Annotated in this window: 5 protein-coding genes; all 5 read right to left on the bottom strand. The window is 56.5% G+C overall.

Going from position 1 to position 13,801, the window contains the following annotated elements; genetic code table 11:
• Nucleotides 1–30: 30 nt before the first annotated feature.
• Nucleotides 31–1,302: a hypothetical protein gene (locus tag DXT77_RS12655; protein ID WP_119427840.1), complete on the bottom strand. Its 1,272-nt coding sequence runs from the start codon at nt 1,300–1,302 to the stop codon at nt 31–33.
• Nucleotides 1,303–1,374: 72 nt separating this feature from the next.
• Nucleotides 1,375–2,334, bottom strand: coding sequence for a hypothetical protein (locus DXT77_RS12650; RefSeq protein ID WP_119427839.1), 960 nt, complete (start codon nt 2,332–2,334; stop codon nt 1,375–1,377).
• Nucleotides 2,327–6,049, bottom strand: a complete 3,723-nt coding sequence (locus tag DXT77_RS12645; RefSeq protein WP_119427838.1) for a hypothetical protein — start codon at nt 6,047–6,049, stop codon at nt 2,327–2,329. Before DXT77_RS12645 ends, DXT77_RS12650 begins: the two co-directional genes overlap by 8 nt.
• Nucleotides 6,046–10,149, bottom strand: coding sequence for a neuraminidase-like domain-containing protein (locus DXT77_RS12640; protein WP_119427837.1), 4,104 nt, complete (start codon nt 10,147–10,149; stop codon nt 6,046–6,048). The genes DXT77_RS12645 and DXT77_RS12640 overlap by 4 nt, the downstream gene beginning before the upstream one ends.
• A 12-nt stretch (nt 10,150–10,161) precedes the next feature.
• A complete protein-coding gene (locus DXT77_RS12635; protein ID WP_158593091.1) occupies nt 10,162–13,737 on the bottom strand; it encodes a Tc toxin subunit A in 3,576 nt (1,191 codons plus the stop codon).
• Nucleotides 13,738–13,801: the final 64 nt, after the last annotated feature.

Here is a 13,801-nt window from a genome sequence, read left to right as displayed (position 1 = left end):
GCGGTGGTGACGATCTGTGCAGCTCCCGACCTATGCAATCACTTCAATGAGCATTCGCTGCACAAAGGTGTTGTCCCTGGAAGCAACGACTAATGCCAAGCGCGCTCCCACTGGAGCAGAGAGGATGACAGCCCAATTAAACCAACCGTTTTCATTCACAAACTGGTAGTTACCAGGCAGTGGGGTAGACGAAATACCGTCATCCAGAAAGATAGCAAAATCCTTATCCGCTGATCCTTCATTTACACCTACTAGAAATCGAATGAATTGCTCCTTGCCGGGCTTCAACTTGACGACAATATCGGGAAGCAACAAGGGACTTTCATTGACCCATAAAGTAATACCGCGCACCGCAGGATCCTTCACCCACACCTTCTTCACCAGCGTCATCTCTCCTGCCTGCCCCGCATAGACCGTTGCACTCACCGTTGCAAAGTGATCTGTTGGAACGTGATTCGCCGTGAATACCGCACTTGCCCAGCCATCCGAATTCGTGGGGACTCGCTGATCCGCCTCTCCTGTATAACGCAACAGCACCTCCTTTCCCTCTATAGAAGGTAATACTCGAGCCTTGACTACAACGGTGCTACCAAGCGTCACTTCAGAAGGAAAAATACTCAACTCTGCCACTTCACGATACCCAACCGTGAAAACCAGTGATTCTTCGCTGCCAGACTGTACCGTCGCTGTCAGAAACTGCCCCCCAAGACTAGTCGGCACGAATTGAATCGAAGCAGTTCCATCGTCCCTTGTTTGAGTACTTGGCAGCTGTTGTCCCGCGAATGTCCAACGAATGCTGACGTTACCCATTGCCAGACCGCTATCTCTATCAACGACCTTGATATCGGCTCTTGATAGTTCACCGACAAAAATCTTCAAGTCCGGGCTTGTCAACGACTCAATCACAAAATCATTAAAAATCATTCCCGCAAGTCGCGGTGAATCTGGCATGCCCGAGTAACCAGGCATTGAAAAATAGATCCAGAACGAGCCGTGCTGCGCCTGCCCGGTTGAAAGGTTCCATGTCACGCTGCTGAATGTGTGCGGATCTCTGATTAATTCCACCAATTGTGATTCTGGAGGCGAAAACTCAATGTTGTTTTCAAGTAAATCCAATACGCAATGCAAAGCAATGGGCGACTCGGGATCGTCCGTCAAATAGCTTTCATCAAACTCCAGAGTCAGCTCACAGCTCTCACCCGCTACCAGCTTCAATACCAAATCATCCCATCTCCTTCGAACACCATCGAGATGAGGCCTGAAATTGGCGCGCCAGGTCGAATACTGTGAATACTTGGGCATTCGTCATGCTCCTGTTTAATAAATATCCGTTGATTTATCGGACCTGGTAATCATGCCCACCTTAAATCCTCTTCATCCTTCAGCATCTAAAACCAAAAACGATGATGACGCGCTGCTTTCTGTCTGGGCATACATATGTACCGATATCCTCCCTGATCCACTTTGAGCAGGTGTGAACGTCATGCGGACTTGTCCCCGGTCATCCGAATAACTCATATCGATATTTTTTTCGTCTTGTTTCAAAATAACTTTTATTCCCTCTAATCGGCCCATTGAAAAACGCTCCTGAGCTACCAGACTTATATGAATGGTTTCTCCAAGATTCAGCCTTTTGGGTTCGAATGACGCTCCATAAAACGTTGCATCCGGCATCGGCAGTCCCGTAATTTCCAGCGTCTTTGAATCGAGATTTCCAGAAGGCTGAACCACTGCCAAAGTATGCTCGCCCAACTCGGCAATTAAGGTGTTTAACGCATTACCGTCGGTTCCCGAAATGGAGTCTGGTAAAGACTTCTCCGCATAACTCCATTTGAGCGTGGCCCCTGGCTGAGGTCGACCGCTGGGGGAAGCCAACATCAGGGCCTGAGCATTGACTTCATATCCAACATAAGTCACAGGTCGATCGCACCTAAGCGAGTCGATAAGCACGTCCTCTATTTTTCCCGGAACCAACGGTGAAGGTGGCATCCCTTGATAGAAAGGCATCTCAAAATGCAGTTCAAACGGTGCACCGGATGTCTTGCGGGCACAAATATGCCAAGTCAGTTCGATAAGTCCTTCCTTCATTTCCACCAGTTGCCCAAAAGGCGGATCACACTCCAACCCCAACGACTCCACGTCCGGCTCACAACACAACTTCAAAGGGGACTCCGGATCGCCAATCAAATAGCTGTATTCAAACTCCAGCGTCAGATCGATGCACTCTCCCGCCATCAGAGACAAATACAGGTCGGGCCATCTTACTTTTGTGCCATTCACGTAGGGTCTGAAGTTCTGCAACCAGGTCTGAGAAGTAACGGAAATACTAGACATTCGCCCCCCCTTTGAACTCGACTTGTTTGACACTCCAACCGACAATCCCGCCTCTCACGGTTGCGCGAAGGACCGCTTTATTGAAGGCTGGTAATCTGAACACAGCTTCAGCCTCTCCTTTGTCATCGGTTATCGTCGGTGGGATGGAAAGATCAAGGAATTTCCATTCAACTTCGACGCCTTTCAAACGCCTGCCACTGATGGCCGACACCAAAATGATGTGTGCTGTGACCCTCGTCCCCGGTGTTCCCTCCGTTACATCGGAGAACAAGGCTTCAATCCGGCGAGGTTCATTCATGAAGTATTGGAAATCGATATACGCCGAGTCAGCGCCACCCTCTACTGACGCACGAACTGCGCCTGGACCAGGAAAGTCCGGGACGAAGCTGAGCCACGTCCTGCCCCGATAATCACTGGTCGTAAACGTCGCCTCATGTTCCGGCCGCTCCCACTTGACCTGGATGTTTGCCATCGCCTTGCCGGTCAACGCATTCGTCAATCGAACTTCGCAAACAACAGGTTTCCCCCAATTGACAGTCTGAAACACACCTGCGCTCGCATTGATACGCGCAGCAATAGCTTTTGTACCCAATGACATGGCTTGAGGAGGCGACAACTCCAGTAACCGACTGGCGGCCAATCGGACGGACACGCCGCCGTCCTTGATATCGCCGGCATTGAACGAGTATTTCAGCCCCTCGCTCGTCCAGTCCCGGAGTTCACCCAACACCTCGCTGAACTCCAGCCCAAGCTCGCTCGGGGCAGGATGATCCACGCCGACAGCCAGCCGTTGACTGCGCAACGGATTGTCATCGTCGGCCTGCAGATCAAAGCTGAACGACTCGGCACGTCTGGGGAACAAAGCACGTTGTCCCCAAAGCCCCTCGGATGACTCGGTGACCAACCGCAGACTTTTCCAGGGATCGTCCGGCAAGGTCTTGAGTTCAAAATGCTGCTCGGCCGTTGTCTGATCGTACAGATTGAGAGCGGTCGCGCTTACGGTGTTGATACCCGCGCTTTGCGACTGTGCGTCAAACGTTGACCAGCCATCCGGATCTGTCGGGGCATTGACCGGATCTGCACTCCCCACCTGCCATCCAATCAACGAAGACTCAACCGGCCGATCAGCAAATGCCGAGTAGAACTGCGCTTGCACTCGCGCACGCTGTCCCTTGCTCAATACCGGATCAATGGCCGGCCCACGAGCGGCAACCGCTTTGATTTTATTGTGCCCCAGCTTCAATTGAGTCTGCGCCATCAGCGGCTCATCACCCAACATAACGGTCTCGGTCAACGTCATCACTGCATCGTCCGGGCTATTGGAAAAATTCAGTTCCCGGCGCGCGCCCCCCGCCGTCATAAAAACATCGGTTGAAAGCGGGGGATCGATTACCAGACCGGGTGGAATCGGAGTCATCGCGGTCTTGACCGTCAAACCGTGCAACGCACTGACCCCGATCGGCATGAGTGTGAATTTGTGGGTAGCCCAAAGGCAGGGGTAAAGCGTGTCTTTACCCGGTTCAGCTGAAACATGATCAAGCATCGCCCGGGCCTCACTGGCGAGATCGGCGGCCAGCAGCCGCAGTGGAAACTCGCGCTTTTCGGGCAAATGAGAACTGCTGAACGCCAGGGTCGAAAACCCACTTTTGTCAGAGCCTGAGCTGATGTCCCACTCAAGGCCGGAAATGCTCATCACCCGGGCAACACCGGCTGCCGGACTCAACTGGAATCCCGGTAAAGGAGGCGTATCGCCGTTCCAGCCCAGTGCAATCGACTTGCCGATAAAGCTGCTGCCCGCAACGGGGTCAATACGCAGCTTGTGCGCTTTGCCGCGTCGGCAGACTACGCCCTGAATCAGCCGATCGACCGGTTTTCCGTCCAGGGAGACATTGACCTGCCCTTTCCAGGCATTGGTGGGCGAAGCCTTGACCGAGAATGAGTGCTCATCCACAGGTGCGTCGTCGTGGCGTTGCACCCGTGCGACGATAGCGTAATCACCGGCACTGGCCGGCAGATGATCGACGCTCCCCCAGCCATCCACCCCCGTGACCGACCTGACCGGACCGGCAGGTGTAACAAACTCTATTTGCACATTGCTGACCGGTTGTCTGTCGCGTCGTTGCACTTTCACCATGCAGGTGACGACATCGCGTTCATCCACCACCGGCGACTTGTTCGGCCCCCAGGTCTCGCCGATCCCGATTTTGTTGTGCGCCAGTGACATGGCATTGCCACGGGATAGGTGCTGCAACCTGGAACAACCAAGAATCCAGTCAAACATGCCGTCGCGCTTGTCCTCGAAGTGCGCGTTCCAAATGACTGAATCGTCAACAACAGCCACTTGCTCTTCAAAGTCCGGGACAGAAGTCGCTCCCACATCCGCAGGCGAATCCCCGCTCCCCCACTTCAGGAAAAATGTAGCGTCACTCAGCGGGTGCCCCGCCGGAATGTCCAGATTGACGGGAAATGCCTCTCCGCGCTCCGGATAGCGGGTCTTCTCCCCCCAGGCGGCCGGTGTCCCACCATCGAACCGAGCCAGTAAGGTTTTGAAAGGATCAATGGCAAACGCCCGAACCTCGAAGGTATGCGTCGCTTCACCACCGTCGGACAAAAGGCTGGCAACCGAGGCGGTCACCCTGCTCATCCCCTCCTCGGTCGGTGTGTACGGGTACGTCGCACGACCTTGAGTATCGGTGGATGCCCGGTGCAGAACCGTCCCCGCCTTACCCTCCAGCCGCCAGACCACCTCTCCCGCTACCGGTGCGTGTGTATAGAAGGATCGGACCTGAACCTGCAGCTCCACCGATTGGTTGTACTCGATGACCGGGTACGTCTCGGCCTGCTTGAGGGCAAGCAGCTCCAGGCGATGATGCCCCCATGAAACCAGCAGCGAACAAGATGGCGCCGAGTATTTGCTGTAAATCCTTGCCGTCAGTTCATAAGACTCTTTGCCTGACGGCTGCGGGCAATCGAGCTGCCAGTCCAGACCGATGAGCTGAGACTGTCCCAACTCGGGCTCAGCGGTAATGGCCTCCAGCGGGTTATCTTCAAGCCACAGGCTGGCCTCAAGGTTTTTCCAGACGCTTTGCGAGTCAACCGCAAAGGATATTCTGTGACGTTGCTCCCCGCTGGCACCCAGGCAGATCGGCAGGACACTGCCGGAGTCGAAACGTTTGCCATCATTGATGACGGCTTCCAGCGCCAGCGCCGGAAGATTCAGTTTTATCTCAATCCCGGTCAGGCGGATTTCCACTGAGCTGGGCTCGCCCACCTCTCTTTTCGGGCTGCTCAGATTGATCTCCAGCTCATCACCCGCTTGCAGCCCCAGCCTGTCCGGCAAATCCTCCTGCATCTCAAGCAGATCAACCGCAAAAGGATCGGCAAGTCCCGCCTTCGCCGGCAATTCGATTTCGAACTTTTCAGCATTGCCCCTTTTGTTGACCACCACGCGTCCGACCGAATTCGGATAAGTGTTCTCATAGAGAAAACGCAGGCTGTAACGAGTCTCCACCTGCTGTCCGATCGGCACGACCATCCTTTGCCTGACCGCCGCGAGGTTGGTCAGCGTCATGATCGACACGAGGGTGTCTTCCCATCGGTCATCCCGGATGACGACACCTGCAGGATTGGTCACATCGTCCCAGGACTCATAACCCTCGGTCATGTCGCCGTTCTTCACGAAGTTATAATCCGTGTCGATTTCTCTTTCGCTCATGATTGCGTCCCCTTGGCCCCGGTCTTGCTTTCAGCTTCGTTGACCAGCTCCTGAACCTTTTTGGAAAAGGCCAGATCCCCGAGTTTGGAGGTGTAATAAACCTTGATCACGATATCGGTCAGCGATAGCAACATCGGCTTTTGCTTCACGAACCAGGGAAATACGATCCGCCAGCGCGAGACCGCGCCGGTGTTTTCGAACGGCAGCGTCAGGCCCTCGTCAGCTCTGAGCGAAACCACACCGGTATCATCCAGCCCGGTGGACAGGGACACCTGCTGCCCGCTGCTGAGGTTGATCAGCACATCGGCAGGCGCCACGCCCTCACCGGCGTGCAGATACTCCAAAGACTCGTTCGACGGTTTCATGGCGATATAACTGCCGACCTGTATCAGGTTCGCCACCACGTTTTCGAAAGGGCCCGTGAGCACCGGCAGAGAGACTTCGACGCGAAGAATCTGTCGGCAGTAATGATCGTGGTAGTCGCGATCGAACAGCAGCTGATTCATCTCGAAATCCAGAGAGCCCGTATCAACCAGGTGCCCCAGTGCCTCGGCCCAGTTTTCATACCCCTTCTGCCGGGTCGCCGGATCGTCGAACAACCGTTGCAGCGAAACGGTCTTGAGGACCTCCTGGCGTCGCTCCCGTCGTTGCAGATATTCCGAGCGCATTCGCAACAGACTGGCCCGCAAGGTGGCACCGGCCGTCAATCCGTGTCGCTGGTCGCGCCAGACATCGGTGTCCAGGTGATAGGCATCGAACTCACAGGTTTCCGCGTGCAAGGCCGTCTGAGCGCTCCGGCACAGTGCAACAGCTGCGTCATACGCCTGAAAGTGCAAGGTTTTCAGTTGCCCCATCAGCCACTGGTAAAGCTCCGGGTTGGTTGCCCGGGTCTGCAGAAACTGGAACAGATCAAGCGCCTTGGCATTGGCCGCGAGGGTGTGCTCCAGATTGATTCTTGCCGACGCGATGGCCCGCTCCTGGGCCGCGATCTGGGCACTGATCGCATTCTTCTCGGCAACGGCCTGATTTCGCATCAGTAACCATTCATGCCGACGACGACGGTAGTTTTCGGAGGTGGCTGTCTTGTCGGCGTTCGCGCGTTGGACGTCAGCAGCAATCTGAAAGCCAAACCCTACGGCACTCACCAGATGACCCGGCTGATGGCCGCCGTTGGCCAACCCGAAGATATTGGGGAACGCATGGATGACTGCCGCCCCCAGTTGAAAGCCGGTGGCCAGAGCCACAAAGCCTGCAGCCGCTTCGACATGCTCCATGACTTTGAATTCGTCAGGTGAAATGTGTTTGTCGTACAGATCGGCGTAATGCAGTTCGCGCTCTTCGGCCATGGTTCTGCTGTGGTGCAACGCCGTCAGAAGCTCGACCTCACGTGCGATGGATTCTTCCTGGGCCCGGCGAGCGAAATCGCCCAACTCGGTCAATTGACGTTGCTGCAATACCTCCTGCTGAACCCTGTCCTGCTGTTCAAGAAGCTGCTGCACCTCGTTTCCCAACTGCTGCAATTGCTCCACCATCTGCAATGCCGCATCGAACAGGACAATCCAGCGGTAGGCCGCCACCCGCAACTGCCCGCCCATCGGTCGTACCGGGCCGGCGTTACCGGCCGCCAGACGGTTCAGCAAGTCCCGTGCATCCATGGCAGAAAAGCGCGGGATGGATGCCTGCTTGCCATCGATGGTCCGGCCATGCCGAATGTTGTCGATCCGCTGGTTCGGCAGGTCAAAGAACGTCAGCAATCTCGGGCTCACCGGTATCTTGAATGAAGATGTGCCGTAGACACCCAAATGCTGAGTGCGCCCAGCCCTGACCGGTAGATGTTCTTCTTGCAACTGCAATGTCTTTTCAAATTCTGCGAGGGCCGTCCGGGTCTGCATCTCCTTCACCAGATCCCCCAGTTCCCTGGCCACCCAGCGATTGACGCTGCGTGTATGCGGTCTGGCGCCCATCAGCGATCTGGCGCGGATATATTGCAGTTTGGCGGCCGTCAGACTGTCTCGCGTCATCTGGCGATACAGCCAGTCGCCCCAGGCGATGAGGTTGTTCACGTAGTCTAGGAAAATCACGATCTGGTAATGCCGGGGTGATGAATAGGCAATGGCATCCGGATCACCCGGTGCAAAGACTTCGTAGGCGATGTCAGGCTTTTTCACGTTCAGAGGCCGGCAATGCCAATATTGCGGTCTTGCCGGAGTCTCACCCTGCGGGTCTTTCGCTGGCGCCTGAGGCTTGAATATGAAGTGCAGCCAGCGCTGCGCCTGATCAAAGCGGTTTTCATCACGCAGCCGGGCGGCAATCAGATGCGGCAGGTGAAAGAACAGCTCCCAGAAAAACAGACCGTTTGCACCATCGAACGGGCCGTTCGGCTCCACCTGGCTCTCGGGTAAAGGCGGTTCCTTGGGAAACTGCGTCGCCCAGTCCAGCAACGCCCCGATCGATACACTGGAGCGCAATACCAGTTCGTGCCCGATCAACGTATTGAGCCGGACGTATTTCAGCTTCAAAACGCTTGCCGGTTGATTGAAGGCCAGAAACTGGGCGCCCTGCGCATCGGTGTCATGAATGGACGGCAACGGCCCATGCTCACCGAGCGTGGCGGGGACCGTCAGGACGAGGGTTCGCTGACCGTAGCTGGCGGCTCCTGTCAGCGTCACGGTGATCGTGCCGCTGTTGAATGCCGACCGCGTGATTTCCAGCCATTCCGTTGCCCATCCGCCGGAAGACGAAAACTTGTCGGTCAATGACTCCGGGTCGCCACCGGTGGAGAACTCAACGGTCAGCGTGAAATCTATCGCTGTGCCACTGCCACGCGAGACATGAGCACAATATCCCTGGACCCAAAGCGAGTGTGCAGTCGGGCTTTTACGCACGATATATGCCTTGATCCCCAGATACTCGGCCAGCGTTCCGGTCGTGCTGACCCGACTGTCAACCGCCGGAAACAACTTCGGCTGCATTTTTTGCTGAAGCGTACGGCGATCGACAAACAAGTGATTGGCCAGGTAATCCATGACTGCCGTTTCGTTCTTCACCTTGCGAAACAGCGAGTCACGGGTTTCATAAATCGCCACAGACAACGTCGATGACGTACCGACTTTGGGCTGGGCATTGGTCACATGCACCGCCAGCCGGCCCTTGGGATACGCGGTATCGATCTCGTCGCGCAAGATCACCGCGACCAGCCAGCATCCCTTCGAAACGTCTTTGTCCGTCTGCAGCAGATGCAAACGAACAGGTGGCGACCAGCTATCGTCCAGGGCGATGAACGCCACCATGACTTCCAGCTCATGGAGGGTTTGCAGTTCACCCGTGTTATCGAAAACACCCGGGCGCCACTGGACCCAGACCATGCAGGGCCGGCCCTCCCAATAGACCATCCGGCAATCCAGCACCGTGTCATCGGTCGGGATGTCCGCAGGTTTCCATTCTCGCCATGCCGTCGGATTGACCGCTGGCGAATTGAGCGCAAGCTCGATGTGTGCTTCTCGCCAGAACCACTCATAAGGTGCAACGCGCTGTCTGCCTACCAGGTAATAACGGGTTTTCAGTGGGTTCGCACCATCCAGATAACCGCTCAGGACATTCAGATTGCAGGTTTCCTCAAAGCTGCGCAGGTAACGCTGTGCGCCCTTGAGTACCGAATCGTCGGTGATCGAAGTCTGGTTCACATGACTCTCGAGCGCTTTGAACAACCCGGTTTTGCGGATGCGTACATAGGGCGTGATGTAGTCCTCCGGGGTGCACAGCAGCAGCATTTTTGCAGACCACGGCCCATAACTGCCGGCAATGTCCCATTCATCCAGCAGGTCGGGATCGAATTCCCGCCCGTCGTATCCTGGTTCGAGCTTCTGAAACACCGCATGAATGTAGGCCTGCAAACAGCTCACGGCCTCCGCCACCCACGAGGTTTCAATCTCATCGCTGTCCAGCGGATCGGAGCGCAACCACTCCCAGAGGTCGTCCGCCGATTGGGTGTTCATCGGAAAGGGAAGGCCGGCCTTTTGATGCTTGGCGTGAAGGCAGAAATCGATCAGCGCATTACGACGCAGGGCCGAGAGTTCACCTGACTGCTTATTGTTGTGCATCACCGTCTCCCCTCACTGTTTGCGTTGTTTGCGGGCTGCCGATACTCGCGAGTGCACTGAGAGGTCCGCGACAAACCTCACATCGCGGAGGGAAACGCTTGTCGAGTTTTCAGCTTTCGCCTTGACCTTCACGGTGACCGGTACGTCACTGGTGAAAGTCAATTCGGTGCGCCCCTGGCGGTCAGTGACGGTTTTGATCTCACCCTGAGGCAGGGGATCCAGCGTCCAGGTCATCGAATTGTCTGCGATGGGGTTGTCCCAGTCGTCCTGGACGAAGGCACGATAGGTCACCAGCGTTCCGACCGGTACGGTGCTGTCTGGCAGAGGGGAAGGGTTGTCGGTCTTCGTTTGGAGAGTGGCCATATCCGGACCGATTTCGATCTCCGGCGCGGCGGTCTCTTCACCCAGATCAAGCCAGAACACAGGCGTGACACTGCCCATCCGGCCTTCCGGGAAAAACTTGACCTTCGCCGTGCCATCGATACCGGTGGTGATCATTGAATGCTCGAACCGGCCCAGCGTAGTAGCGCAGTAAACATTGACATTCCGTCGCGCCTCACCTTTGCGGTTCTCTACTTTCACGGTGAACTCGGCGGACTCACCCGGCTTTTTGGCGATCAACCTGACAGGATCCGGGTCCGTGGACCAACGCACCACCACGTCCAACCCCACAGCCATGACATCGTCCGTATAGGTCGGCTCGGTCGGGGTCGTAAGGCTGGCTCTGACGAGGTCTGCGACGTGGTCATAATCTGCGTAGGGGCTCTCGGGCAACAGACTCCCGACCTTGAGAAGCGTCCCGGCACTCTGTCCGGTTTTTTTGGCAAGCAAGCGCAGGCGTGTCAGCACATCAAGGTGCTGCAACGTCACGACCAACTTTTTCGAGGGGTTCACATGAGCGGCGCAGGTGCGGACTTCATCCACGCTCCAGTTGAACAGTTCCGCAAGCCACTTCGCGGCCCGTTCCTGAACAAGCTCAAGTCCGTGGTTGCTCAGATTGGCGGGGAGCGCATGCATTCGGCGCAGATAGTCGAGCAGTCTTGCCTCAGGCTGATCGCTCACGTTCAGGGCACGTTTGTAGACCGTGAGGTCATTGAGCGTCGACAGCGTGAGCGCTTTGTCTTGCGGCGCACTTGTCGCAATGAAATGCGTCAGGAATTCACCACTGAGCTCCAGCATCGCGACCACGGCACTGCGTCTCGAGAACTCGGCCAGCACCCGTAGAACAGGGTCGCTCGGCAAGTCCGCCCGTGGCGCAACGGTGGTGCCTTCATTGGGGATTTCCGGCAATCCGAGCACTTGTGCCAGTACGAAATGCACACTACCGCCAGACCAGCCAAGCACCTGCAACACCCGATCCGGATTCAGACCGCTATACGCCGCCAGCCCCTCCTGCACCACACTGCTCTGACTGGCGCGGCTACGCAGCACGACTGCCAGAATCAAACCGACCAGACCGGGATCGAGGCTGCCTGTCTCCAACTGGACGGCCCGCTCGATCATCTCCCGGGCATAGGCTTCAAAGGTCTGATCCGCTGACTCGACGAAATCACGAATCAACCCTCGCTCGTCGACCAGCGCCGCCAGCGCCCGCAACCAACGCCGATCATTCGACAAGGGTTCGACACCGGCCATTCTCAGTGCATCTTCCGTCACCTGAGCCGGCGTGACCTGCCGGCGCCACTGGTCGAATAGCGTAAGTTGTCTTTCATCGGGCTGAGCCGGTGGCCAGGCCATTGCCTGTCTTACCACCCAATGCACCGGCAGTTGTGCGGCCCGAGCCCATTGCACGCAATCCATCAAGGCATGCATCACACTCAGTACATCCGGGTTATCAAGTATTTTCCTGTCGTTGATCTGTGGCACGCCGGCCAGGGCGTTCACCCATATCTGGCCGCCCATCATGTTCAGCAGCAGGACCGCCTCGATCGGCGTGATCCCCAGCAACCGCGGCAGCCTGACCATGCGATAAAAACCGGACACCACCGGCAAACTGCACTTGAGCTGAGGCAGTTTGTGAGCGGCGGCAATCAGGTTGGCCAGGTAAAAATAGGTTTCCAGATCAATGCCCAAGCCTGCGCACAACTGCCTGACCGTGAGCAGGTCGGCAGGGGTCTCGGGAATCACCGGGAAGGATCGGTCGTCAAGTACCAATGGACGGGAACGGGCGCCACCCCTGTTGAAGATTCGATCGAACTGAGCGCGCTCCGTGCCGCGCCCGAAAACGGAAAGCGCTCCGATGAAAGCAGCGAAGTCGTCTGCAGTGCATCCAAAGGTCTCACGAAGTTCCTGAAACAGGCCAAGCGCTCGGAGGGCATTGGCTGTCATCCAGTAACGAGAAGGTGTCGGCGCGGGCACTTCAGCGAGCACTGCTGCAACGATCAGTCGATCGGTTTCGTGACTGGCCAATCGCAACCAGTCGGTCAGTCGCACTATACGGTTGGCACGGTCAACCCGGTCGGGCTCCATATCTTCGAAACGGTTGAGCAGTTCCACACCGGTATTAACGATGGTAATGGGCGGGGCCTTGGCCTCATTGATAAAGACAGACCCATGATCTTTGCCCGTTACCAGCCCCGCTACGAAACCCGGTGCGTTTTCGGACAGGAAAGGAGTAGAAGCCCCAATCGAAAGCAACGCCTCAAGTGCCGGCGTGTCCAGTTTTGTTCTTTCATTGAAAACGGACACGAGCCTCAGATTGCCGATTGAAATATCCTTGAGGCCGAGGTATTTCGCGTAGAACTCGTCTGCATTGTCTGGAAAATGCCTCGCCTCGGTCAGGATTGTCCGCTGTGAAGGACTCAACCGTGAGGCTTGAATCAGGGCCTTGTCGGACTGGCTGCTCCACGGTCCTGAACGAAGAAAGTACGGATACTGCAAATCGCACAGACGCACCACGCTGCCCACCGATTCGCCATGCCCCTTCAGGACATGATCGAGCGTGACCCAGGGCCAGTGAAAGGGCAGTTCCCGAGGAAACGCCTTCTGGTTCAACGCCTCATCGAGATCTTGAATGGGCCCCAGCGTGGCGGCGATGAAGCGCTCCATGATGCGGCTGATCACCTCCACTGACAACACCACGCCCTGAACGGCATTGACATCGATCAGCAACTTTACGAGATCCGTACGCCGTCCCACCAGTGGCAGGCCTTTGCCATCGGTCACGCCCAGCCGATGCATGGCCCAATACATCAGGGCGGTCAGATACGCCGCCGGCGAATGAATGGCTTCAATGGCACCCGGCGGGCACAACGCATCGAAATTCGGATTGAACAGCAAGGCGTAGGTAGGTCCGTTATCGAGCCCTGCACGCGCTAGAGTCGCGGCGCCTTTGGCGGTCAATTGGTGCTCTATGAACTGCCGTAAAACCACGGTTGACAGCACATTGAGACGCTGCTGAAGCTCGCTGGCCTGATGCCGGTCCAGGCCATAGTCGTGCATCAACCCGTCAACGCCCTTGTTTGCCAGCGCGACGACCGATCCCCCCGACTTGAAAAAACGTGTGAGTGCCGTTGTGGACGAACGCTTGGGTTTACCGACTGCCTCGGTGAACATCTTCTGAGCGATCTGAGCGGGAGAGCGGGTCATGTTGATGCTCCTGGTTCCGACACGGTTTCCATTAGGTGTCGCACGTTGCGTGTTGGGCATGCCT

It is taken from the genome of Pseudomonas sp. 91RF, from assembly GCF_003576265.1.
Classification (GTDB): domain Bacteria; phylum Pseudomonadota; class Gammaproteobacteria; order Pseudomonadales; family Pseudomonadaceae; genus Aquipseudomonas; species Aquipseudomonas kribbensis.
This window is presented reverse-complemented; position numbering and strand designations above follow the sequence as displayed.